This is a genomic window from Actinomycetospora sp. TBRC 11914 (genome assembly GCF_012933465.1).
Classification (GTDB): Bacteria; Actinomycetota; Actinomycetes; order Mycobacteriales; family Pseudonocardiaceae; genus Actinomycetospora.
Genome location: NZ_JABBND010000019.1, coordinates 62982 through 87124 on the forward strand (window position 1 = coordinate 62982; position 24143 = coordinate 87124).

Here is a 24143-nt window from a genome sequence, read left to right on the forward strand (position 1 = left end):
GCCACCTACCTGTGGCCGGCGATCCCCCGCGGCGCGTAGGTCTCGCCGAGCTCGGTGAGCTCGTGCTCGTCGAGCTGCAGGTCCACCGCGGCCACGGCGTCGTGCAGGTGCTCGAGCTTCGTCGCGCCGATGATGGGCGCGTCCACGACGGGGTTCGCCAGCACCCAGGCCAGCGCGACCTGGGCGCGGCTGACCCCGCGCTTCTCGGCGATCTCGGCGACCTTCTCGACGATGTGGCGGTCGGAGTCCTGGTAGAGGGTCTTGCCGAACTCGTCGGTCTCGCCGCGGGTGGTCGACTCATCCCAGTCGCGGGTGAGCTTGCCGCGCGCGAGCGGGCTCCACGGGATCGACCCGACGCCCTCGTCCGCGCAGAGCGGCAGCATCTCCCGCTCCTCCTCGCGGTAGAGCAGGTTGTAGTGGTCCTGCATCGTCACGAACCGGGCCCAGCCGTTCGCGTCCTGCAGGTGCAGCGCCTTCGCGAACTGCCACGCGAACATCGACGACGCCCCGATGTAGCGGGCCTTGCCCGACTTCACGACGTCGTGCAGCGCCTCGAGCGTCTCCTCGAGCGGCGTCTCGGGGTCGAAGCGGTGGATCTGGTAGAGGTCGACGTAGTCCATGCCCAGGCGGGACAGCGAGTGGTCGATCCCGGTCATGATCGCCTTGCGGGAGAGCCCCGCACCGTTCGGGCCCGGCCGCATCCGGTTGAAGACCTTGGTCGCGACGACCATCTCGTCGCGGTCGCCCATCTGGTTCAGCCAGCGGCCGGTGATCTCCTCGGAGGTCCCCTGCGAGTAGACGTCGGCGGTGTCGAAGAAGTTGATCCCGGCGTCGAGCGCCGCGGAGAAGAAGGGCTTGGCCTCGTCGGACGGCAGCGCCCAGGGCCAGCGGTCGTTCGCCTCGCCGTAGCTCATGGTGCCCAGACAGATCCGGGAGACGTCCAGGCCGGTCGAGCCGAGCTTCGTGTACTCCATGGTGTCGGTCTACCCCGCTCCCGCGCGCCCCGCACCCGTCGTCGTCGTGATGACCGAAGGGCCCCTTCGCTCGACTAGATCGAGCGAAGAGGCCCTTCGGTCAGTTCGTGTCCGCGCGCCCGATTCCGGCGAAGGGCGCCCCTGGCCCGTCTATCCGAGCGAAGGTGCCCTTCGCTCGAGACCCGCCGGGGAGCCGGCTACTCCGCGTGGTGCGAGGGCTGAAGGCCGTACACCGGGGTGTCGATGCCCTCCTGCCGGGCCTTGAGCTGCAGCGCCAGGTAGAGCGAGTAGTGGCGGCTCTGGTGCAGGTTGCCGCCGTGGAACCACAGGTTGGGCTGCTGGGTGGGCTTCCACATGTTGCGCTGCTCGCCCTCCCACGGACCCGGGTCCTTGGTGGTGTCGGAGCCCAGACCCCACACCTTCCCGACCCGGTTCGCCATGTCCGCCCCGATGATGTCGGCCACCGAGGTGATCATCGAGCGGTAGCCGGTCGCGAGCACCACCAGGTCGGCCTCGAGCTCGGTGCCGTCGTCGAGGCGCACGCCGGTCTCGGTGAACTCGGCGACCTGCCCCTTGACCAGCTTCACCTTGCCCTCGGCGACGAGGTCGGCCGCGCCGACGTCGATGTAGTAGCCCGAGCCGCGTCGCAGGTACTTCATGAACAGGCCGGACTCGTCGTCGCCGAAGTCGAGGTCGAACCCGGCGTCGCGCAGCCGCTGGTAGAAGTCGGCGTCGCGGACCTTGGCCTCGTCGTACGCCGGCTTCTGGAAGTCGGCCATGATCCGGTAGGGAAGCGACGCGAAGGTGAGGTCCGCGGTCCGGGTGGTGACGCCGGAGCGCACCGCCTCCTCGGAGTACAGCCCGCCGAGCGCGAGCTCCATCAGCGTGTCCGACTTGATGATGTGCGTCGACGAGCGCTGCACCATCGTCACGTCGGCGCCGGCCTCCCAGGCCGCCCCGCAGATGTCGAACGCGGAGTTGTTCGACCCGACGACGACGACCTTCCTGCCCTCGTAGCCCTCCGGCCCGGGGTGCTCCGACGAGTGCTGGATCTCGCCGCGGAAGCGGTCCATCCCCGGGAACTCGGGCTTGTTCGGCTTGCCCGAGACGCCCATCGCGAAGACCAGCTGCCGCGGGCGGAGCACGACCTCCTCGGGCCCGTCGCCGCGGTCGCGCTGGACCCTCACCGTCCACCGGCCCTCGGCCTCGTCGAACTCGGCGGACTCCGCCGTCGTCGAGCCCCAGTAGTTGATCTCCATGACCCGCGTGTACATCTCGAGCCAGTCGCCGATCTTGTCCTTCGGCGCGAACACCGGCCAGTTGTCCGGGAACGGTAGGTAGGGCAGGTGGTCGTACCAGACCGGGTCGTGCAGGGCGAGGCTCTTGTACCGCTTGCGCCAGGAGTCGCCGGGCCGCGCGTTGCGCTCCACGACGATCGTCTCGACGCCGAGCTGGCGCAGCCGGGCGGCCAGGGCGATCCCGCCCTGCCCGCCGCCGATGATCACCACCTCGGGCTGGCGGGAGTACCCCAGCTCGGCGGCCTCGCGCTCGCGGCCCTCCTTCCACGTCTCGCGGTCGGGGTCGGCGCCGTGGAACGTGCCCTTCGGGCGGCGCTCGCGCTGGTTCTCCTCGTGGCCCTTGAGCTCGTCGAGGCTGGTCAGCAGCGTCCACGCCTTGCCGTCGCGCAGCCGCAGGTGACCGGTGCCGCGCCCCACCGCGGTCTCGAACGTCAGCCACGCCTCGTCGACGCCGTCGGTGGAGGTCGCCTCGCCGCTCACCGCGAAGCCGGTGGGGTCGACCCGGTCGAGGACGGTCCGCAGCAGGTCGGCGACCTCGTCGGTGCCCTCGACGGTCGTGATGTTCCAGGTGAAGGAGACCAGGTCGCGCCAGTAGCAGTCGGTGTTGAACAGCGCCACCGCGGCCTCGACGTCGCGGGCCGACAGCGCGTCCTGGAACGCCGACACCCACTGCCCGACGCGGGCCCCCACCTCGCTCCCGGGACGGTCCAGAGTCTGGGTCACCGCACACCTCTCCCTCGCTCGTGCGGGCCCGGCGGGCCCCGCGTGCTTCGGTGACCACGGTCACGTGCGCACGCGCGCGCGGCAAGGGTTGCAGCGGTGTTGCGATGCCGGGCAGGGCCGGGCGTCCCGGATCACACTGGACGTGGAGTGCACTTCAGGTCATAGCGTGGAGTGCGTGACCGACTCCGCACCATCCCCCGTCGCTTCGCTCGCCCCGGCGCGACGGTGGTGGATCCTCGCCGTCATCGGCGTGGCCCAGCTGATGGTCATCCTCGACAACTCCATCGTGAACATCGCGCTGCCCTCGGCGCAGGCCGACCTCGGCTTCACCGACGCGCAGCGGCAGTGGGTGGTCACCGCCTACGCGCTGGCCTTCGGCAGCCTGCTGCTGCTCGGCGGGCGGCTCTCCGACCTGTTCGGGCGCAAGGCGGCGTTCATCACCGGCCTCGTCGGGTTCGCCCTCGCCTCGGGCCTCGGGGGCCTCGCCCCGGGCTTCGGGCTGCTGGTCGGTGCCCGCGCGCTGCAGGGCGCGTTCGGCGCGCTCCTCGCCCCCGCGGCCCTCTCGCTGCTCACGACGACGTTCCCGTCCGGCCGCGACCGTGCCCGCGCGTTCGGCGTCTTCGCGACGCTGGCCGGGTCCGGCGCCGCGATCGGGCTCCTGCTGGGCGGCGCGCTCACCGAGTACGTCGACTGGCGCTGGTGCATGTACGTCAACGTCGTCTTCGCGGTCGTCGCCCTCGTCGGGGCGCTGGTCCTGCTGCCCGCGCACCCGGCGCAGCACCGTCCGCGCCTCGACCTCGCCGGCACCCTCACCGCGTCCGGCGGGCTGTTCTGCATCGTCTTCGGGTTCGCGACGGCGGAGACCAGCGGCTGGACGTCGTGGGTCGTCTACGTCTTCCTCGCTGCCGGCGTCGTGCTGCTCGCGGCATTCGTCGCGATCCAGCGGACGGTGACCGCCCCGCTCCTGCCGCTGCGGGTGCTGCTCGACCGGCACCGCGGCGGCTCGTTCCTGACGATCCTCGTGCTCACCACCGGCATGTTCGGGGTCACGCTCTTCCTGGCCTACGTGCTGCAGCAGGACCTCGGCTTCTCCCCGGTGATGACGGGCGTGGCGATGCTGCCGATGGTCGCGGCGATCATGTCCGTGTCGACCTCGGCGCCCGCGCTGCTGCTGCCGCGGATCGGCCCGAAGCCGCTGATCTTCACCGGGCTGCTGCTCGGGGCCGGCGCGCTGTTCTGGTTCTCGTTCCTCTCCCCCGGCTCCTCGTACGCCGGCAGCGTGCTCGGCCCGCTGATCGTCATGGGCCTGGGCATGGGCACCGCGATGTCGACCTCGATCAACACCGCGACGCTCGGCGTGGACCCGCGGGACGCGGGCGTGGCGTCGGCGAGCGTGAACACGATGCAGCAGGTCGGCGGGTCGGTCGGCACCGCGCTGCTGTCCTCCATCGCGGGCACGGCCACCGCCGCCTCGCTCGCGATCGCCGGCACCTCGCCGCGGACCGCCGCCCTCGCCGGGTACGACCGGGCCTTCGTCGTCGCCTCGCTCATCTTCCTCGTCGGCGCGGTGGTGTGCGGGCTGCTGGTGCCCGCCGGCCGGCCGCACGCGACGCCGGCCGCCACGCGCGCCGGGGACGGTGCCCGCGCGCTGCCCAGTACGGCGGACGACTCCTGGGGCGGCCCGGACAGCGTCCCGACCCCGACCCCGGTCACCGCGCGCACCGGCGAGGGCGGCCTGGTCGGACGGGTGCTCGACGGCTCCCCCGCCGGCCGGGGCCCGGTCGCGGCCACCGTGACGCTGATCGACGCCAGCGACGGCGCCCAGGTCGGGCGGGCCCGGACCGCCGCCGACGGCTCCTACTCCCTGTCGGTGCCGCGTCCCGGCGACTACCTGCTCGTCTGCGCGGCACCGGGCGCCCGGCCGGTGGCCGAGCGGGTGCGCGTGGCGGCGACGGACCTCGCGATCTCCCGCGACCTCTGGGCCCCCGCCGGTTGAGGCACTACTCCGGGTCGTTCGGGGTGTCCGCGCCGGCCCGGTAGGGCGTCGTCACGCCCTCGTACATGAGGTGCGCGACGAGGCCCTGCTTCGGGTGGGCGAGGTTGTGGCAGTGGTCCATCCACAGCCCCGGGTTGTCGGCGACGAACGCGACGTCGTAGGTCGCGCCGTCGGGCACGTCGAGCGAGTCGATCCACCACGGGCTGCCGGTGGCGGGGACGCCGTCGCGGGCGAGCACGACGGCGTGGTGGCCGTGCAGGTGCATCGGGTGGACCTCACCGGAGGTGTTGCTGATGCGCATCCGCACCACGTCGCCCTCGCGGACCATGAACATGGGCACGTCGGGGTAGAGGTGGCCGTTGATCGTCCAGTAGAGCCCCGGCACCCCGTCGACGAATCCGGGCCGCCGGCCGATGGCGTAGTCGAAGACCCGGGTCGGGACGGTCGGGTCGAAGCCGACCGTCACGGGGGTGAGCGGGGTCGGGGTCCCGTAGTGGAGCAGGTCGACGACCGGGGTCGGCGGCGGCGCCGGCGGCGTCGGCGCTGCTCCTGGCCGCGGGTTCCCGACGACGACCGCCACCCCGCCCAGCTCGACCCGCGCCGGGGCGGTGACCTCGAGGTCGGCCCGCCCGCCCGCGGTCACCTGGGTGGCGGCGCCGGTGACCGGGGTCGGTCCGCGGACGTCGGTCCCGTCGACGGCGAGGACGCGGTAGGGGGACGCGGACCACGCCCGCATCGGGCCGGTGTCGGTGTTGGTCACCCGCACCCGGACGACGCTGCCCGGTGCGGCCGGGACCGCGAGGTCGCCGTCGACCCCGGCCACGGTGCGCCGGCCGTCGTAGAGGTGCACGAGCGCGGAGACGTCGCTGGCTGACGGCACCGCGGACGTGCCTCGCGGCACGACCACGAACGACCCGAACAGCCCGCCGCGGACCTGGTCGTCGGCGACCTGGTGGGAGTGGTACCAGAAGCTGCCGGCCTGGTCGGCCCGGAAGCGGTAGACGAACTGCCCGCCGGGCAGCACCGCGTCCTGGGTGACCCCGGCGACGCCGTCGTCGCCGTTCGGGACGTCGAGGCCGTGCCAGTGCAGGGTCACCCCGCGGGGCACGTCGGCGTTCACCAGCCGGACCCGCACCGTCTGGCCCTGCACGGCGCGGATCTCGGGGCCCGGGGTGGTGCCGTTCAGGGTGTAGCCGGTGACGGTCCGCCCGCCCGCGAGCCGCACCGTCTGGGCGCGGGCGACGAGGGTGACGTCGACGTCGGCGGGGCCATCGGGCAGGCGCAGGGTGTCGACCGGGCGCCCCGTGCCGGCCATCCCCGCCATCCCGTGGTCGGGCATCAGCGGCGGACCACCGCCGTCGTCGGGGTAGCCCATGTCGGTCACCGACCAGGTGCCCGACGGCAGGCTGGCCGCCCAGGACCAGACGATCGGGGCGAGGACCGCCAGCGCGGCCAGGACGGCGACGAGGGTGCGCCGGCGGCTCCGTCGCACCGGGGCGGGAGGGGGTGCGAGCGGGGGCCCGCCCTCGGGGCGGGCCTCGTCCGTCTCGAGCACGACCGTCCTCCCGCCCCGCGCCGAGTCGACCTGGCCGGTCAGACCTTCGCGGCGTGGGCGCCGGTCGCGGGCTCGTCGTCCATCGCGGAGGGGGCGCCGGAGGACTTGCGGGCCGCGACGAGCGCGACGACGAGGAGCACGAGGGCGACGACGCCGTGGAGGATGCCGAGCGACGGGACCGAGTGCGCGAAGATCCCGAGCGCGACCTGGACGATCACCGCGGCGAACGCCGCGCCGGCCCACGCGACCGCGCCCGGGAACCGGGCGAAGAACGACACGACGAACAGCAGCAGCCCGATCACGGGGACGATCATCTGGCCGTTGAGGCCGTGGACGGCGAACCCGAGGACGCCGTCGAAGGCGGTCCCGTCGCTCTCCATCTGCGCCTTGTCGAGCACGCCGCCGTTCTCGATCCAGGTCGAGAGGCCGAACACGGCCCAGGCGATGGCCGCCGCCTGCACGACGACCTCGAGGGCCAGCAGGTAGGCCAGGACACGGTAGGTGGCGCGCATCGGGACTCCCCCAGATCTCACATGCGGTGGTGATGGCGAGGCCGCCGTGGGTCCTCTGGCCCAGCGCCACAGGGACGTCCTCGCGCGATAGTTACTCTAAGTCCCCGATGTGGCGCAGGTCTTACCTCTTTCGAGTGAGTCGCCTGGTTCTCGGTGTCGGCGCGCGATCAGTGACGTGTGCCGCCCCGGGCGGGCACCGCCCGTGGGCGCCGGACGGGATGGGTACCGTCGGGGCATGGCCGACAGCCTCACCGACACGACCTCGGTCCCGGATCTCGTCGGGCTCGCCGCGGCGGACGCCCACGATGCCGCGCTCGACGCGCGTCTCCTGGCCGTCCCGCAGAACGCCGCCCACACGGGGGCCGGGCGCAGCACCGTCACCAATCAGCGTCCGCGCGCGGGAGCCTCCGCCACCCCGGGCGACACCATCTCGATCTGGGTCGACGACCCAGCGGCCGGTCCCTCCTCGGACGAGGGTCCCGACGACGACGGCTCGGGCGGCGGGGGCGGCGGCTCGCGCGTCCCCGACGGCCCGAAGCCGACCCCGACGGCGGGCGCCGCCTAGTAGGTGGCCTTCGGCCTCGTGAGCACTAAGTGCCGCTATACCGACATTTAGTGCTCACGGGCCGGAGGCACCTAGTGGGCGAACTGCACCGCCGTCCGCGTCGCGATCCGCGGCGCGATGTGCTCGGCGATGATCGACCGGTGCTCCGGGTCGTCCCGGTAGCGCTCGTAGGCATCCTGGTCGGTGAACGTGGCCGACACCGCGAACGCGGCGTTCCCGTCCGCCAGGCCCAGGTCGGTCCCCGCCTGCCAGGCGACCAACCCCTCGAGCTCCCCCTTGTCGATCCAGGTCTGCAGCCGGGTCCGGATGTCCTCGACGGTCTCCGGCGCGGTGCCCTCGACCCAGCTGAACGTGACGACGTGCGTGACGGCCATGGTCGTCATCCTGCCAGTGACGTCACCCCGGACACCGGTCCCTCGAGGGCGGAGAGCTCCGCGTCGACGAGGATCCGGGCGAGCTCGGGCACGAACGTGCGCGGACGCCAGCCCAGCGCCGCCGCCGCGCCCGACGGGTCGCCGACCAGCGCGTCCACCTCGGCCGGCCGCACCAGGCGCTCGTCGAACCGGACGTGCCGCGTCCAGTCGAGGCCGACGTGGGCGAAGCAGGCCCGTGCGACGTCCTCGACGGTGTGCGCGGTCCCGGTCGCGAGGACGTGGTCCCGCGGTTCGTCCGCCTGCAGCATCGCCCACATCCCCTCGACGTACTCGGGCGCGAAGCCCCAGTCCCGGACGGCGTCGAGATTCCCGAGCGTCACGTGGCGCTCGCGGCCCAGGGCGATCCGGGCCGCCGCGCGGGCGATCCGCCGGGTCACGAACGCCTCCCCGCGTCGCGGCGACTCGTGGTTGAACAGGATGCCGTTGACCGCGTGGGTGCCGTAGGTCTCGCGGTGGGTGCGCACCGCCCAGTACGCGGTGAGCTTGGCCAGCGCGTGCGGTGAGCGGGGCCGCATCGGGCCGTCCTCGTGCTGCGGCGGCGGGGTGTCGCCGAACATCTGGGCCGACGCGGCGTGGAACACCCGGACGTCGAGGTCGATCAGCCGCACCGCCTCGAGCAGGCGGACGGTGCCCAGCCCGGTGACGTCCGCGGCCGCCTCGGGCTGCCGGAACGACGCGGCCACGTCGGTCTGCGCGGCGAGGTGGTAGACCTCGTCGGGCGCGATCTCGGAGAGCAGCGCGACGAGCCGCGAGGAGTCGGTGACGTCGCCCTCGTGGAGCACGAGCCCCGGGCGCCCCTCGTAGGGATCGGCCAGCACGTGCTCGACGTGCGCGGTGGACGCCGGCGACACCCGCCGCGCCAGGCCGTGGACCTCGTAGCCCTTGGCGAGCAGGAGCTCGGCGAGGTACGAGCCGTCCTGGCCGGTCACGCCGGTGATCAGGGCGGTCCGCGCGTGCAGCGGGGCGCTCACGTCGGCTCCTCTCTCCCGTGGATACCTCTCGCGGGACGCGGACCGGCCGGCGCCGTGTCGCCACGACCACGGCGATTCACCCGATGCGGGGGTCACGCGCCCAGGAACGAGCCATTGCCACCGCCGAGGCGGCCGGCCCGTCCCGCCCGGCCCACGACCGAGCGGCGCCGTCCCCCCGTCCGACGCCAGGAATGTGCCATTGCCACCGTCGAGCTGGCCGGCCCGTCCCGCCCGGCCCACGGGCGAGCGGCGCCGTCCTCCCGTCCGACGCCAGGAATGTGCCATCGGCGCCGCGGGCCGGGGCGGGACCGACCGACGGCTGGTCAGCTCGACGGGGCCGCCGGTGGCGCCGCGACCTTCCCGGTCGAGGACACCAGCGAGATCGTCTGCCCCTGAATCGCCTGGCCGCTGCCACCCGCCGGCGTCTGCCCGACGACGGTGCCCGCCGGGGCCCGGCTGTCGACCGTCGACGTGGTCACCACGAACCCGGCGTCGCGCAGGTCCGAGGTGGCCTGGGCGAGGGGCCGGCCGATCTCCTGCGGCACCGAGATGCGGTTGCCGCCGGTCACGTAGCGGGGGTCGGTCGGCGGCAGCGGCAGCACCGGCTGACCCGCCAGGTACTGGTTCATCGCCTGGTAGAAGGTCTGCGCCGGGGTGTTGCCACCGAACAGGTTCCCGGTGGAGCACGACGTCGGCGGGGTGCCGTTGCAGATCGGGCGGGGACTCGACGAGTCGTCGAAGACGATCGAGGCGGCCGAGACCTGCGGGGTCGCGCCGACGAACGCCCCCGACTCCGAGGTCTCGGTGGTCCCCGTCTTCGCCGCCGTCGGGCGGTTCCAGCCCGCGGCCGCGGCGGCCGCCGCCGAGGTGCCCCCGGGCTGGTCGTCCTTGGACATCCCCGTCATGAGGGTGTCGGCGAGCGGGGCGGGCAGCGCCTGGTGGCAGGCCGTCGCCGGGATCGTCACCGGGGAGCCGGTGGCGTCGGTGACCGAGAGGATCGGGTTCGGTGGGCACCACGTGCCGTTCGAGGCCAGCGTGGCGTCGACGTTGGCGAGCTCGAGCGGGCTCGTCGGCGTCGGGCCGAGGGTGAACGACGCCTGGTTCTGGGCCTTCATGGTGTCCGCCAGCGACGGGCCACCGGGGGTCTCCGGCTTCGCGAGCGACGTCATGCCCAGGTTCACGGCCATGTCGACGACCGGCGCCACGCCCGTCGTCTCCTCCAGCTTGACGAACGCGGTGTTGGGCGACTGCGCGAGGGCGTCCTGCAGGGACAGCTGGCCGGGGTAGTTGCCGTCGTTCTTCACGACGAAGCCGGGGGTCAGCGGCGAGGCGTACCCCGACGGCGGGACCGGCAGGATGTTGGAGATGCCGCCGCCGCCCATGAGGTAGGTGGCCGAGGTGAAGATCTTGTAGACCGAGCCGGCGCCGAGGTTCTCGGGCTCGGCGGGCAGGTCGTAGGTCGTCTGGCCCTGCGAGGCGTCCAGCCCGTAGCCGCGGTTCGCGGCGAGCGCGAGGACGGGGTGGCTGGTCGCCCCGGGCTGCACGACGGCGAGGGTGTCGGCCACGTGCGGCTGGGTCGGTGGGACCTGCGCGTCGACGGCCTGCTTGGCGGCGGCCATCGCGGCCGGGTTCAGCGTGGTGCGCACCGTGTAGCCGCCGGAGCGCAGCTGCTCCGGGGTGATGCCGGCCTGGTCGAGGTAGTCGAGGACGTAGGCGCAGAAGAACCCGTCGTCGCCGGCGCCGACGCAGCCGTTGGAGACCCCGTGCAGCGGCGCCTGCACCCCCAGCGGCGCGGCCTGCGCGGCCGCGGCCTGCTCGGGGCTGAGCTCGCCCTGCTGGCGCATCTGGTCGATGACGACGTTGCGCCGGCCGGTGGCGGCCTGCGGGTGGTTCACCGGGTCGTACGCCGACGGGCTCTGCACCATCCCGGCGAGGAGCGCCGCCTCCGGCACCGTCAGGCGGTCCGGGGTGGTGTTGAAGTAGGTGCGCGCGGCCGCGGCGACCCCGAACGACTGGTTCCCCAGGTACACCACGTTGAGGTAGCGGGTGAGGATCTCGTCCTTGGACAGCGTGTGGTCGAGCTGCTCGGCGACGCGCGCCTCCCGCAGCTTGCGGCCGAACGTCGCCTCGGTGGCCTTGAGCTGCTCCGCCGGCGTCTTGGCCGCGACGTACTCGTCGTAGTTCTTGACGTACTGCTCGGTGAGCGTCGAGGCGCCCTGGGTCGAACCGCCCGAGCCGTTGTTGACGACGGCCCGCACGATGCTGCGCGGGTCGAGCCCGGATTCGGAGAAGAACCGCCGGTCCTCGATGGCGACGATGGCCGCCTTCATCGTCACCGAGATCTGCTGGGACGGGACGATCTGCCGATTCTGGTCATAGAGGTACGCAATGGGAGCACCCGCGTCGTCGGTGATCGTCGTGATCGAGGGCATGTCGCCGCCCAGCACCCCCGGGGAGGTGTCCTGCGCGCCCTCGATGGCCTGGTTGGACAGGAGTCCCAGGCCTCCGACCAGCGGAAAGGTGATCCCCGCGATGAGGATCCCCGCGATCACCGTCACGGCCAGCAGCCGCACCTTCGCCGTCATCGACCCCAGACCCGCTCGAACCGGACAATTCCTGCAGCGGCTTGTTCCGCGTACCGCTCCAGTGTCCCCGCCCGTCGGGAAAGCACTCGTGAGGGCCCGGTGGCGTGTTCCTCACCGCAACCCGTCGGGCCCCCGCGCGTCACCAGCGCACGGGCAGTTCGTGCACCCCGTAGACGGCCATCGTGTCGCGGAACGGGATGTCCTCGACGGCGGCGTCGACGCGCAGGTCCGGGAAACGGCGCAGCAGGGCCGGGTAGGCGGCCTGCAGTTCGACCCGGGCGAGCTGCTGGCCGAGGCACTGGTGGACGCCGTGCCCGAAGGCGACGTGGTGGTTCGGGCTGCGCTCGACGTCGAGGGTGTCCGGCGCCGGGAACGCCTCGGGGTCGCGGTTGGCGATCTCGCCGGCCGCGATGACGCCCTCGCCGGCCCGGATGAGCACGCCACCGACCTCGACGTCCTCGGTCGCCGCCCGCCGCCGCCCGATGTGGGTCACGGTGAGCAGCCGCAGCAGCTCCTCGACGGCACCGTCCACGGCGTCACCGGAGCGCACCCGGGCCGCCTGTTCGGGGTCCCGCAGCAGCACGAGGGTGCCGAGCGCGATCATGTTGGCGGTGGTCTCGTGGCCCGCGACCAGCAGCAGCAGCCCCATCGACCCGGCCTGCTCGCGCGTGATCTCCCCCGTCAGCACGTGGCGCGCGGCCAGCCGCCCGAGCAGGTCGACCGGCTCCCACCCCGTGCCGGCCTCCTCCCCCGCCCGCGCCTGCTCCTCCCGCTGCGCCACCAGCCCCTCGAGGTACCGCCGCAGCTCCTCGGACGCGGTCCTCGAGGCCTCCGGGCTGGACGTGGTGTCGACGATCGTGTGCGAACGGCTCTGGAAGAACGGGTGGTCCGCGTAGGGCACCCCGAGCATGCGGCAGATCACGAGGGAGGGCAGCGGCAGGGCGAAGGCCTCGACGAGGTCCGCCGGCTGCGGACCCGCCGCCATCGCGTCGAGCAGCTCCTCGACCGTCTCGTCGATCATCGGGCGCAGCCGCTTCACGGCCTTGACGCTGAACTCGCTGATGAGCATGCGCCGGAAGAAGGCGTGGTCGGGGTCGTCCATGGCGATGAACGACGGCGAGTCCCGGCGGCGCGCGAGCAGGCCCGGCGACGACGGCGGGTACCCGGGAGAGTCCGTGTCGGCGGAGAAGCGCTGGTCGGCGAGCACCGCCCGGACGTCGGCGTGCCGGGTGACCAGCCACGGGCGGCTGCCGTCCCACAGCGCCACCCGCCGCACCGGCTCCTCGGCCTGCAGCTCCGCCAGCTCCGCCGGCGGGTCGAACGGGCACTGCCGGGCCATCGGGTAGGTCGGGTCCTGCGCCTCGCCGTTCTCCAGCACCGTCGTCACGGCCGCCACCTCCGTTGTTCGTTGCTTGGGCTAACGATACGAGTGCGGCTTTCTAGACGCCAGCGGAGCGTCGTTGCTTGCATCCAGTGGCAGGAAAGCCCCGTCGTCGCACGGGCGCTCGCCCGCCGTCGTCGCCCGGACGGCCGTACCGCCCGGCGAGCTCCCCCGTTCGTGCAGCTCGACGCGGTCCCGCCGACTGCGTGAGATCGCAGGGGCCGCCCGACACCGGAGGCGGCGCGACGGGGGTGGGGGACGGTGGCGGCTGGACGGTGCTCGCGCTGCGGCGCGGCGCGGACCGAGGGCTGGGCGTTCTGTCGAGCCTGCGGCGCGGTCGACATCCCCGCCCCCAGGGCGGCCGCCGACGCCGCGATCCCGGCGCGCGAGCGGCGCGTCGCGACGGCGCACGGCTCCGCGACATCGGCCCAGACCCCGGCGGCGACCCCGACCCCGGCCGCGACTCCGACTCCGACCCCGACTCCGCGCTCGGGCGCGACTCCGGCCCCGACTCCGCGCCCGACCCCGACTTCGCGCCCCGCCCGAACCACCGCACCCGGACGCCCCGCACCCCGGCCCGGCCCGCGTCCCGCCGCCGGGCCCCGACGGGTCCCGCTGCGCGACGACGCCACCGACCGCCGTGCCCTCCGCGGCGCCATCCCGACCCTCACAGCCGGCACCCCCCGCGACTGGCTCGCCGCCTTTCTCGCCGCCGCCGCGACCCTCGCCGTGCTGGCGGTCCCCGGGGCCGTGCTCGCCCTCGTCGCCGGCACCGAGTCGCCGACCGGCGGCGCGGTGTCCCCGCTGGTGCTGGTGCCCGTCTCCGTCGCCCTCGGGGTCGGCGGCTCGGTCGCGGTGCAGCTCGACCTCGGACTGCTCGGCGGCGTGCACAGCGTGGTCGCCGGCACCCCGCTGCTCGCGACCGGTGTCGCCGTCGCCACCGGCGCCTCGCTCGTCGTCGGCGACGCCCGGCCCGCGGCCGACGTCCCCGCCCAGGCGCTGCGCGCACTCGTGGCGTTCCTGCTCGGCCTGGCCGGCATCGCGCTCACCGGGCACGCCGTCGCGACCGGCGGCGCGATCAGCGTCGCGGTCCTGCCGACCCTGCTCGGCGGCGCGCTGTGGTTCTCCGGCGCGCTGGCCTTCGCGCTGGCCTGGCGCCGCCCGGACACCCTGCCGCCCGGGCTGCGCCGCGCCCGCGACGTGCTCGCCGGACCCACCGCCGGAGCGGGCGCCGTGCTCGGCTCCTGCTGGCTCGGTGGGCTGGCCCTGGTGGTGGCCGGGGCGCTCGCGCGGGCGGGACGCGGGACGGGGACGGCGGGTCTGCTGCCGGGCGGCTGGTCGGACGCGGCCGGGTCCTCCCCGACGGCGGGCCTCGTCGCGGTCGTCGCGCTCGTCGTGTTCGCCCCGACGGCGCTGCTGGCCGCGTTCGCGTTCTGCCTCGGGGTGCCGCTGGTCGGGCACGGGCCGACGGGTGACGCCGAGGTCGGCCTGGTCCACCTGCTCGGGTCGGGTCCGTCGTGGTGGCTGGCGCCGCTGGTGGGGACGATCGTGTGCGCGCTCGGCGGCATGGTCGCGGCGCTGCACGCGCCGTCCCCCGACGCGGCCGTCCGCCGCGGCTGGGCGCTGGGCCCGGCCCTGGCCGTAGGGCTCGGCCTCCTCACGGTGGTCACCGCGCTGTCCGCGGGGCCGTTCGGCGTCGAGCTCGACCTCGCGCCGGCCGTGGTGCTCGGGCTGGGCTGGGGCGCGGTCGGCGGGCTCCTCGGCGCCGTGGTGGCGCCCGGTCTGCCGCCCGCCCTGCGGCAGGGTCGGCTGGGCGGCTCCCCCACCGGCCAGGTGGTCGGCGTGCTCGTCGTCGTGGGCTTCCTCGGCGCCGCGCTCGTGATCGGCTTCGCCGCGGCGGCCAACATCACCTGAGTTCCTCGTCCGTTCGGGTGGTCCTCGTAACGGCCGGATGCCGCAGGGCGACGACCGGGGCGACACGCTTCGTCGGGGAGCGTCGAGGTTCTCGGGGGAAACCATGATCAGCACCGTCGTCGTCGGGACCGCCGCGCTGGGCGCCTGGCTCGTCGCACCATTCGTCGCGATGGCCCGCCAGGGCACGCTGGACGACCAGACCCGCGCCGCGATGCGCGAGGAGGGCCTGCGCGCCGAGGCGATCCGCCGGGCGCGTCACCGCGAGGCGCTCGTCGCCGCCGCCGCCCTCGAGATCCCCGCTCCGCGCGGGGCCGAGCATGACGCCCTGCCGCGGCGCAGCGCCCTCGTCGGCGTCTGACCGCGGCACTCCCCGCCCGGGAAGACCGCGCCCCAAGGAGGCGCACCGCGCCCCGAGGGGAGGTCCGCGGTGGTGACGCGGGACGGAGGGGGATGATCGAGGGCGATGCGTGCTGACCTGGTTCTCGAGGGCGGCGGGGTGAAGGGGATCGGCCTCGCCGGGGCCGTCGCGGCGGTCACCGACGCCGGCTACGTCCCGCAGCGCATCTCCGGGACGTCGGCCGGCGCACTGGTCGGCGCGATCGCGGCGGCGGGGGCGCGCGGGACGGAGCTCGGCGAGATCCTGCGCCGGCTCGACTTCCGGGCGGTCGCCGACCGGCACGGCCTCGGCCTCGTGCCGCTGATCGGCCCCGGGCTCGCGCTGCTCTCGGGCTCCGGGCTCTACCGCGGTGGGTACCTGCTGGACTGGATCACCGACGAGCTCGCGGCGCTGGGCGTGCACACGTGGCGCGACCTGCGCCTCGACGACCCGTCGCTGCCGCCCGAGCAGCGCTACCGCCTCGTCGTCACCTGCTCGGACCTCACCCTGGGGCAGCTCGTCCGCTTCCCGTGGGACTACCGCAGCGTCTACGGGCTCGACCCCGACTCGCAGCCGGTCGCCGACGCCGTCCGCGCCTCGATGGCCATCCCCTTCCTCTTCGAGCCGACGACGCTGACCCACGCCGACCCCGCGGTGACCTCCACGCTGGTCGACGGCGGGCTGCTCTCGAACTTCCCCATCGACTCGCTCGACCGCACCGACGGCGCGGCCCCCGCCTGGCCGACGTTCGGGGTGACGATCACGACGGCGCCCAAGCCCGGCATCGGCGACCGGGTCGCCCTCTTCCACACCCGGATGTTCGACTGGCCGCAGCCCACGGCGCTCCGGCTGCTCGAGCAGCTCCTGACGACCATGATCCTCGGCCGCGACCAGGCCTACCTGAACCGGCCGTGGGTGCAGGCCCGCACGATCCACGTCGAGGCGGGCGAGGTCGGCCTGCTCGACTTCGGGATCACGCAGGCGCGCCGCGACGCCCTCTACCAGCGGGGGTACGACGCGGCCTCGGGCTTCCTGGCGGCCTTCGACTGGGACGCGTACCGCGAGCGGTTCCGGGGCGAGGTGCCCGCGGCGGGGTAGTCCCCGCAGTCGCGGGCGGCCAGGTCACCGGCGCTCCGACGTCCGGTCCTAGCGCGGCGCAGCCGAGTGCGCCCCGATGACCGAGAGCAGCTGCAGCCTCTCGTGGCTCTCGCTGCCCGGGACCGCCGTGTAGACGAACAGGCGGTGGGACTGGTCGGGGTCGAGCAGCGTCTGGCAGTGGAGCTCGAGCGCGCCGACCTCGGGATGCACGAAACGCTTCACCTCGTGCGGGTGGATGCCGATCTCATGGGCGTCCCACAGCTCGCGGAACTCCTCGCTCCGGGCCAGGAGGAGCTCGGCGTAGTGCGCCGCCCTCGACCCCGGGCCGCGCAGCGTGGCGAGGCTGCGCAGGCCCGAGGCGTACATCCGGGAGAGGAAGGCGTGCTCCTCGGGCGCGTGGATCGACCGGCTCGCGGGGTCGGCGAACCACCGGTAGCCGCGGCTGCGGGCCGGACCGGTGTGGTGGCCGGCGTCGCCGACGAGCGCGACGCCCAGCGGGGTCTGGCGCAGCGTCTCGCCGAGCTCGGTGACGATCTCCGCGGGCGTGTCGGCGAGGCGGTCGAGGATCCGCAGGAGGCCCGGGCTGATGTGCTCACTGTCCACGCCGCGGGCCGGCGGGTGCTGGCCGGCGAGCCGGTAGAGGTGGTCGCGCTCGTCGAGCGACAGGTGCAGCCCCTGCGCGATCGAGGCGATCATCTGCTCCGAGGGATGCGGCCCTCGCTCACGCTCGAGGCGCGCGTAGTAGTCGGTCGACATGTGGCAGAGCGCCGCCACCTCCTCGCGCCGCAGCCCCGTGGTCCGCCGGCGCCGCCCGCGCGGGAGGCCGACGTCCTCCGGCTGCAACGACTCCCGGCGCCGTCGCAGGAACTCCGCCAGCCCGGCCCGATCGATCATCGCCCCTCGCCCTCTCCCCGGTCTCCTCCGTTCCTACCGCCGCCGCGTGGGTGGCAGCCACGACCTGCCGATCCCCCCGTCGTGATCCGCGGAAGGGGGGATCGGCATGCCGTGGCTGTCCTCGCGGCGCGCGGTGAGTGTCGGTGTCGCCGGGCCCCGACGTGGAGCCCTCCGGGACTCCGTCCCCGCAGTCGCCCGACACGCACCACCGAGGAGGAGCCATGCCCCGCACCCCCGCCATCACCGTCCCCGACCTCACCGACACGCGCGCCGTCGTCACCGGCGCCTCCGACGGCATCGGCCTCGGCATCGCCCGGCGCCTCGCCGCTGCGGGCGCGGAGGTCGTGCTCCCGGTCCGTGACCCGCGCAAGGGTGAGGCCGCCGCCGCCGCGATCCGGGAGGACGTCCCCGGTGCCGCGGTGCTGCTGCGCACCCTCGACCTGTCCTCGCTCGCGTCCGTCGCCGCCCTCGGCGCGGCCCTGCGCGAGGAGGCCCGCCCGATCCACCTGCTGATCAACAATGCGGGCGTCATGACCCCGCCCGACCGCCGGACGACTGCCGACGGATTCGAGCTCCAGCTCGGCACCAACCACCTCGGCCACGTGGCCCTCGTCGCGCATCTGATGCCGCTGCTGCGCGCCGGTCGCGCCCGCGTGACCTCCCAGGTGAGCATCGCCGCCCGCAGCGGCTCGATCGACTGGGACGATCTCCAGGGGGAGCGCGCCTACGACGGCATGCGCGCCTACCGCCAGTCGAAGATCGCGCTCGGGCTCTTCGGACTGGAGCTCGACCGACGCAGCCGGGCCGGCGGCTGGGGCATCAGCAGCAACCTCGCCCACCCGGGCGTCGCCCCGACCAGCCTGCTCGCCGCGCGCGCCGAGCTGGGTCGTGACGAGCCCGCCCGGGGCCGCCGACTCATCGGGACCCTCTCCGCGTGGGGCATCCTGGTCGGCACCGCCGAGAGCGCCGGGCTCCCCGCCCTCCACGCCGCGACCTCCCCGACCGCGGGCGGCGGGCGCTTCTACGGACCCCGGGGGCTCGGCCACCTCGGCGGCCCGCCCGCCGAGCAGGAGCCCTTCCCGCCGATGCGCAGCACCGACGACGCGCAGCGCATCTGGGCGATCTCCGAGCAGCTGACCGGGACGTCCTTCGGCGACCCCACCGGACACGTCGCTCCGGCGTCGCCGTCGACGGGCTGATCGGGCGAGCTCGTACCGCGCCGGACCTCACGGGCGCGGCGCGAGGTGCCTGCGGCTCGTGAGCACCAAGTGTCGGTATAGCGACACTGAGTGCTCACGAGCCCGAAGGGCACCTCGGCTGGTCGTCGGTCCGCAGGCCGAACACGGTGAGCGGCTCCAGCCACGGCTCGGGGTCGCCGTCCCACGCCCACCCGCGCATCTGGGCGGCACTGCGGCGGCTGAACACGCCGCGGAAGCACTCCCACGGAGCCACCTCGACCGCGGCCGTCGGGCCCTCGCCGCCCGACCCGCCGGTCCACTCGTCGTCCCCGCTGCGCACGGTGAGCGTGCCCGCGCCGTCGAGACCCCGGACCTTCCCCCGGCACAGCAGCCGCGCGGCGTCGCGCCAGCCGTCCTCCGGGGGCACCGGGTCGGCGAGCGCCTCCGCGATGTCCCCCTCGTGGACGAGCACGTCCGCCGCGGCGGGCGGCGGGATCGTCCGCGTGTCCAGGCCCTCGGCGATCGTCGCCACCTGCGGCGCCCAGGCGTCGAGCACCTCCTCGACCGGCACCCCGAGACACCGGTCGACCTGGCCCGCGGTCCATTCGTCGTCGGGGATGCCGCGCAGTCGACCGCCGACGATGTCGTCCGCGAGCCCGGCGAGGTGCGAGACCACGCTGTGCACCGTCCAGCCCGGGCACGCCGGGACCTGCGCGCCCAACGACGCCGGGTCGGTGGCGGCGAGGGAGCGCAGGCGGGAGTCGAGGCGCGTGTACGCGCCGCGGTAGGCGTCGCCCAGGGAGACCGGCATGGCGCGGAGCATGCCAGCCCGACCCCGGACGCCCCGCCTCAGACGGACTGCGGCACCGACGACCGCAGCGCCGGCGCCACCTCCCGCGCGAGCAGCTCCACCGAGCGGCGGGCGTGCTCGACCGGCGTCCCCGGCCAGTCGGTCCGCAGCACGAAGTGGTCGATGCCCAGGTCGAGCCAGCCCGACAGCGCCGCGGTGCAGTCGTCGGGCGTGCCGATGACGAAGCGGTCGTCGGCCAGCTCCTCGAACCCCATGCGGAACGACTCCCGGTCGGGCATCACCCGGTCCTGGCCCCAGTCGGCGTAGACCGCGTACTTGCTCTCCAGGTACGGCCGGGCCCGTTCGAGCGCCTGCTCCCGGGTGTCGGCGCAGAACACCTCGCGCATGAGTGGCCGCGCGCCCGCCGGCCCGAGGCCGTGCTCGGCGCGCTCGGCGTCGAAGAGCTCGAGCTGGCGGCGCACCGTCGCCGCGGTCGCGTGCGGGTTGATCATCCAGGCGTCGGCGAGGCGGGCAGCCCGCCGGACGGCGTTGTCGGCGTTGGCCGTGATCCAGATCGGCGGCCGCGGCCGCGCGACGGGGCGCTGCACCAGCCGCGCCCCGTCGAGCCGGGTCCACGGCAGGTCCCGCGTCACCGACTCGCCGCGCCACAGTGCGTCGACGATCGCGAGGTTCTCGGTGAACCGGCGCACCTTCTCGCGGGCCGGCACACCGAACGCGGCGTACTCCTCCTCGCGGTAGCCCAGGCCGACGGCCAGCACCGAGCGGCCGCGGCAGACGACGTCGAGGCTCGCGTACGCCTCGGCGGTGTCCACCGGGTTGTGCACGGCCAGCAGGTGGCAGCCGGTGCCGACCGTCATCTCGCCGGCCTCGGCAGCGAGCCGGGCCAGCCAGGGCAGCGGCTGGATGTGGGCGAACGACTCCGCCAGGTGGTGCTGGCCCGCGAACACCGAGTCGAGGCCCTCGTCGCGCGCGAGCCGCACCAGCCCGAGCTGCTCGTCGAGGGTGGTGACCGGGTCCTGCTCGGGCCGGCGCTGGTGGGTCAGGTGGAGCCCGACGCGGACCGTGCCCGGCTCAGCCACGGCAGGCCTCGGCGAACTCCCGCGCCGGGGTGTCGTCGCCGAGGGAGAGCACCGCGGTGCGCACCCGGTCGGCGGTGGCGGCGTCGGCGACGGTACCGATGCTCTGCGCGTACTTCGCGGCGATCTCGTCGTTGGTGAGCGGGCGCTCGTCGTGGCCGCGGTTGACCTGCTCGCGGCGGGACACGCGGCGCCCGTCGGCGAGCTCGAGCTCGACGTACCCGGAGTAGGCCCGCGGGAAGGCACCCTCGTGGTCCTCGACCACCTCGACCCGCCGGGTCAGCTCCAGCGTCGCCGGGTCGCCCAGGGCGTCGTCGGCGAGTTCCTCGAGCCCGAACCGGCCGCGGCGCAGTGCGGTGGCGACCACGTACGGGAGGGAGAACTTGGCGTCGTACTCGTCCCGCGGCGCCCACTTGTTCGCCGCGGGCTCGCACACCACCTTGCCGGGCACCGGGTGGATCGCGCAGCGGATCGAGCGCACGTCGTCGGCGGCCAGGCCGTGCTCGGTGCGCAGGGCCAGGGCCGCGTCGGCGAAGGCGTGGATGAAGTGGCAGATCGGATAGGGCTTGACCGCGGTGCGCATCAGCTCCCACCGCTCCCCCAGCCCGTCGGCCACCGCCGACGGGTCGCTCTCCCGCTGCTGCAGGTGCGTCGCGTACAGCCCGAACCGGCCTTCGTACACCGCCGCGGGCCCCGACCAGCCCTCGTCGGCGAACGCGGCCGCGGTCAGCCCGGAGCTCGCGGCCCATCCCGGGTGCAGCCGCTTGGTCCACGAACCGTCCTCGAGGAACTCCAGCAGCCCCGCGGACATCGACCCGACGACGCCCTGTGCCGCGGTGATCGCCGCGGCGTCCAGTCCCCAGAGCTTGCCCGCCGCCACGGTGGCGCCGAAGGCACCGGCGACGGCCGTGGGGTGGAACCCGACGTCGTGGAAGCCACCGGCCCCGCCCAGCCCGACCCGCGCGGACACCTCGACCCCGAGCACGTAGGCCAGGAGCAGGTCACGGGTGGTGGCGCCCGCCGTGGTCGCCGCCGAGATCGCCGCGGGCAGCGCCGCCGCCGACACGTGCGTGACGGCCGGGATGTGGGTGTCGTCGAAGTCCATGCCGTGCACCAGGACGCCGTTGAGGGTGGCGGCGTCGCGCGGGGAGAGCCGGTCGGGCATGCCCAGCACCGGGTGCTCGCCGGACCCGAGGCGCGCGAGGGCGTCGCGGGCCGTCGTCGGGAAGGAGTACGCGGTCGAGGCGAACGCCAGGCCCACGGCGTCGAGGACGAGGTACCGGGCGCGCTCGAGCACCTCGTCGGGGACGTCGGCGGGACCCGCCCCGGCGACGAAGTGCCCGACGGCGGCGGCGAGCGAGGTGCGGGGCGGGCTGTCGATCGACATGGAAGTTCCTCCGGGTGGCCTCCGGCCTCGTGAGCAGAAAGTGTCGGTATAGCGGCACTTTCTGCTCACCAGCGCGAAAGCGCACCTATCCCAGTAGCGGCTTGACCTTGGTGCCGAAGTCGTGGACGCCCTGCTCGAATTCGTCGAAGGTGAACATCATTCCCTCGACGCCGGGCATGCCCGCGACCTGGTCGATCTGACGGGCCACCGTCTCGTAGGACCCCACGAGGGTGGCCATGTTGAAGTTGACCGCGCCCTCGGGGAGGTTGATCGTGCGCGCGGTGCCCGAGGAGTCGGCCGTGGTGTCCGCGCTGCCCTCGTCGGACATGTAGCCCAGGGCGGCGAGGTCGGCCCCCTCCCGGTAGGAGTCCCACTTCGCGCGGGCCTCCTCGTCGGTCTCGGCCATGATCGCCATGAACAGCGGGAGCGCCTTGACGTCGCGACCGGTGGCCGACGCGGCCTTCGCGAGCCGCTCGGTGGGCTCCCGGTAGACCTCCGGGTCGTTGATGCCGGGCGAGAGGATGAAGTTGTAGTCGCCGTACTCGGCGCAGAACCGCATCCCGCGCTCCGACTGGCCGGCGCACACGATGTCGACCTTCCCCGAGGGCTGCGGGGAGAGCACGCAGTCGTCCATGTGGAAGTACTGCCCGTCGAGGTCGCAACGGCCGGTCTCCCACAGATCCCGCAGCACCTTCACGTACTCGGTGGAGTAGTCGTAGCGGTAGCCGAAGTACTCGTCGCCGGGCCACAGGCCCATCTGGTCGTACTCGTTCTTGGCCCACCCGGAGACGATGTTGACCCCGAAGCGGCCCGGGGCGATCGAGTCGATCGTGGACGCCATGCGGGCCACGAGCGCCGGCGGCAGCGTGAGCACCGCCGTCGAGGCGTAGAGCTTGATCCGCTCGGTGACCGCGGCCAGGCCGGCCATGAGCGTGAACGACTCGAGGTTGTGGTCCCAGAACTCGGTCTTCCCGCCGAACCCACGGAGCTTGATCATCGAGAGCGCGAAGGCGAAGCCCTGGGCCTCGGCCTCCTGGACCACGCGCCGGTTCAGGTCGAACGAGGGCTTGTACTGCGGGGCGTTCTCCGAGATCAGCCAGCCGTTGTTGCCGATCGGGATGAAGACACCGAAGTCCACGGGGGATCACACCTTCTCGCGCGGAGGGAGCCCGACGGCGGCGCCGTCGTGGTGGCCGGGGCCACAGGAAGATACGTCGGAGGTATGACCGGCGGAAGTCCCCGCGGTTAGCCGACGGTTGCCTTGCCCGCGAGCAACGACTTCGCCACGACCGTCCGGAGCACGTCGTTGGTGCCCTCGCCGATCGACATCAACGGGGCGTCGCGGTAGAGCCGCTCGACCTCGAACTCCGTCGAGTAGCCGTAGCCGCCGTGGATGCGCATGGCGTCGGTGGCGCACTGCAGCGCCGTCTCCGAGGCGAAGATCTTGGCCATACCGGACTCGGTGTCCATGCGGACCCCGTCGTCCATCCGCGACGCGGCCCAGTAGGTCATCAACCGGGCCGCCTGCAGCTGCACCGCGATCTCGGCCAGGCGCAGCTGGACGGCCTGGAAGTCGCCGATCGCCTGGCCGAACGCCGTCCGGTCGCGGGCGTAGGACAGCGCCTCGTCGTAGGCGCGCTGGGCGATGCCGACCGAGCGCGCGGCGATGTTGATGCGCCCGGTCTCCAGCGACGACAGCGCCTGCTGCAGGCCGCGGCCCTCGACCCCGCCGAGCAGCTGTGACGACGGGACCCGCACGCCGTCGAGGACGACCTCGCAGGACTCGGTGCCCTTGTAGCCGAGCTTGCCGATGTCCTGGGTGACCTGCAGGCCGGGGGTGTCGGCGTCGACGAGCAGGATGCTCATCCCGCGGTGCGCGGGCTCGGCCCGCGGGTCGGTCTTGACGAGCACCGGGAGCGGGTTCGCGTACCGGGCGTTGGTGATCCACATCTTGGTGCCGTCGATGACGTAGTCGTCCCCGTCGCGGCGGGCCACCGTCGTGATGCCCTGCAGGTCGGTCCCGGCGCCGGGCTCGGTGAGGGCGATCCCGGTGCGCCGCTCCCCCGTGGCCAGCTCGGGCAGGTACCGGTCCTTCTGGTCCGGCGTGCCGTGGTGGGCGAGCATCCACGACGAGACCGAGTGGCTGCCGAGGATGCCGGCGATGCCCATCCACCCGCGGGAGATCTCCTCGAAGGTCAGCGCGAAGGACACGGTGTCGGCGGCCAGCCCGCCGTACTCCTCGGGGATCGCCAGGCCGAACAGGCCCAGCTTCTTCATGCTCTCGACGATCTCGGTCGGGTAGCGCCCGGAGTGCTCCCAGTCGCGGGCGACGGGGACGATCTCCGAGTCGACGAAGTCGCGCAGCGAGTCGCGGTAGAGCCGCTGCTCGTCGGACAGCTGGAAGTCCATCGATGT

At 73.9% G+C, this 24143-nt stretch carries 20 protein-coding genes; 6 read left to right on the plus strand and 14 right to left on the minus strand.

The genetic code is table 11. The annotated features are described in order from the left end of the window. Nucleotides 1-5: 5 nt before the first annotated feature. Together HH311_RS24490 and HH311_RS24495 are read right to left on the minus strand one after the other, a co-directional pair. On the minus strand, nucleotides 6-974 hold the full coding sequence (locus HH311_RS24490) for an aldo/keto reductase (RefSeq protein WP_169186316.1): 969 nt from the start codon (nucleotides 972-974) through the stop codon (nucleotides 6-8). Between the two features lie 197 nt (nucleotides 975-1171). Beyond that, nucleotides 1172-2995, minus strand: coding sequence for an NAD(P)/FAD-dependent oxidoreductase (locus HH311_RS24495; protein WP_169186317.1), 1824 nt, complete (start codon nucleotides 2993-2995; stop codon nucleotides 1172-1174). 175 nt (nucleotides 2996-3170) lie between these two features. On the opposite strand from HH311_RS24495, the gene HH311_RS24500 reads away from it, so the two are divergent. Further along, nucleotides 3171-4991: an MFS transporter gene (locus tag HH311_RS24500; RefSeq protein WP_312030377.1), complete on the plus strand. Its 1821-nt coding sequence runs from the start codon at nucleotides 3171-3173 to the stop codon at nucleotides 4989-4991. A 4-nt stretch (nucleotides 4992-4995) separates the two neighbouring features. Here the strand turns inward: HH311_RS24500 and HH311_RS24505 are convergent, their stop codons facing one another. Both HH311_RS24505 and HH311_RS24510 read right to left on the minus strand, forming a co-directional pair. Then, on the minus strand, nucleotides 4996-6546 hold the full coding sequence (locus tag HH311_RS24505; protein ID WP_312030378.1) for a multicopper oxidase family protein: 1551 nt from the start codon (nucleotides 6544-6546) through the stop codon (nucleotides 4996-4998). A gap of 38 nt (nucleotides 6547-6584) precedes the next feature. Continuing rightward, on the minus strand, nucleotides 6585-7058 hold the full coding sequence (locus HH311_RS24510) for a hypothetical protein (protein WP_169186318.1): 474 nt from the start codon (nucleotides 7056-7058) through the stop codon (nucleotides 6585-6587). Nucleotides 7059-7293: 235 nt separating this feature from the next. Between HH311_RS24510 and HH311_RS24515 the strand changes: the two genes are divergently transcribed. Next, nucleotides 7294-7623, plus strand: coding sequence for a PASTA domain-containing protein (locus HH311_RS24515; RefSeq protein WP_169186319.1), 330 nt, complete (start codon nucleotides 7294-7296; stop codon nucleotides 7621-7623). A 71-nt stretch (nucleotides 7624-7694) separates the two neighbouring features. Here the strand turns inward: HH311_RS24515 and HH311_RS24520 are convergent, their stop codons facing one another. From HH311_RS24520 to HH311_RS24535, 4 genes are all read right to left on the minus strand, one after another. Beyond that, on the minus strand, nucleotides 7695-7997 hold the full coding sequence (locus tag HH311_RS24520; RefSeq protein ID WP_169186320.1) for a Dabb family protein: 303 nt from the start codon (nucleotides 7995-7997) through the stop codon (nucleotides 7695-7697). Between the two features lie 5 nt (nucleotides 7998-8002). Next, on the minus strand, nucleotides 8003-9028 hold the full coding sequence (locus tag HH311_RS24525; RefSeq protein ID WP_312030379.1) for a GDP-mannose 4,6-dehydratase: 1026 nt from the start codon (nucleotides 9026-9028) through the stop codon (nucleotides 8003-8005). A 323-nt stretch (nucleotides 9029-9351) separates the two neighbouring features. Then, nucleotides 9352-11613 (minus strand): transglycosylase domain-containing protein, encoded by a 2262-nt coding sequence (locus HH311_RS24530; protein ID WP_169186322.1) that lies wholly within the window; start codon nucleotides 11611-11613, stop codon nucleotides 9352-9354. A gap of 139 nt (nucleotides 11614-11752) precedes the next feature. Then, nucleotides 11753-13000, minus strand: a complete 1248-nt coding sequence (locus HH311_RS24535) for a cytochrome P450 (RefSeq protein ID WP_396027459.1) — start codon at nucleotides 12998-13000, stop codon at nucleotides 11753-11755. A gap of 723 nt (nucleotides 13001-13723) precedes the next feature. On the opposite strand from HH311_RS24535, the gene HH311_RS24540 reads away from it, so the two are divergent. The 3 genes from HH311_RS24540 (at nucleotide 13724) to HH311_RS24550 (ending at nucleotide 16382) form a co-directional block, all read left to right on the plus strand. Then, complete coding sequence (locus tag HH311_RS24540) at nucleotides 13724-14908, plus strand: hypothetical protein (RefSeq protein ID WP_169186323.1); 1185 nt, start codon at nucleotides 13724-13726, stop codon at nucleotides 14906-14908. A 103-nt stretch (nucleotides 14909-15011) separates the two neighbouring features. Next, nucleotides 15012-15266 (plus strand): hypothetical protein, encoded by a 255-nt coding sequence (locus tag HH311_RS24545; RefSeq protein WP_169186324.1) that lies wholly within the window; start codon nucleotides 15012-15014, stop codon nucleotides 15264-15266. Between the two features lie 105 nt (nucleotides 15267-15371). Then, complete coding sequence (locus HH311_RS24550; protein WP_169186325.1) at nucleotides 15372-16382, plus strand: patatin-like phospholipase family protein; 1011 nt, start codon at nucleotides 15372-15374, stop codon at nucleotides 16380-16382. Nucleotides 16383-16430: 48 nt separating this feature from the next. Here HH311_RS24550 and HH311_RS24555 read toward each other — a convergent pair whose 3' ends face one another. After that, nucleotides 16431-17276 carry a helix-turn-helix transcriptional regulator gene (locus tag HH311_RS24555; RefSeq protein ID WP_169186326.1) on the minus strand — a complete coding sequence of 282 codons (846 nt, stop codon included), beginning with the start codon at nucleotides 17274-17276 and terminating at the stop codon, nucleotides 16431-16433. A gap of 221 nt (nucleotides 17277-17497) precedes the next feature. Here HH311_RS24555 and HH311_RS24560 point away from each other — a divergent pair, with 221 nt between their 5' ends. Beyond that, complete coding sequence (locus HH311_RS24560) at nucleotides 17498-18475, plus strand: SDR family oxidoreductase (protein WP_169186327.1); 978 nt, start codon at nucleotides 17498-17500, stop codon at nucleotides 18473-18475. Between the two features lie 94 nt (nucleotides 18476-18569). Here HH311_RS24560 and HH311_RS24565 read toward each other — a convergent pair whose 3' ends face one another. From HH311_RS24565 to HH311_RS24585, 5 genes are all read right to left on the minus strand, one after another. Continuing rightward, a complete protein-coding gene (locus tag HH311_RS24565) occupies nucleotides 18570-19265 on the minus strand; it encodes a maleylpyruvate isomerase N-terminal domain-containing protein (RefSeq protein ID WP_169186328.1) in 696 nt (231 codons plus the stop codon). A gap of 38 nt (nucleotides 19266-19303) precedes the next feature. Then, a complete protein-coding gene (locus HH311_RS24570) occupies nucleotides 19304-20344 on the minus strand; it encodes an LLM class flavin-dependent oxidoreductase (RefSeq protein WP_169186329.1) in 1041 nt (346 codons plus the stop codon). After that, nucleotides 20337-21728, minus strand: a complete 1392-nt coding sequence (locus tag HH311_RS24575; protein WP_169186330.1) for an MmgE/PrpD family protein — start codon at nucleotides 21726-21728, stop codon at nucleotides 20337-20339. Before HH311_RS24575 ends, HH311_RS24570 begins: the two co-directional genes overlap by 8 nt. An 85-nt stretch (nucleotides 21729-21813) precedes the next feature. Continuing rightward, nucleotides 21814-22866, minus strand: coding sequence for a pyrimidine utilization protein A (gene rutA / locus HH311_RS24580; RefSeq protein WP_169186331.1), 1053 nt, complete (start codon nucleotides 22864-22866; stop codon nucleotides 21814-21816). A gap of 107 nt (nucleotides 22867-22973) precedes the next feature. Next, nucleotides 22974-24137, minus strand: a complete 1164-nt coding sequence (locus HH311_RS24585) for an acyl-CoA dehydrogenase family protein (RefSeq protein WP_169186332.1) — start codon at nucleotides 24135-24137, stop codon at nucleotides 22974-22976. Nucleotides 24138-24143: the final 6 nt, after the last annotated feature.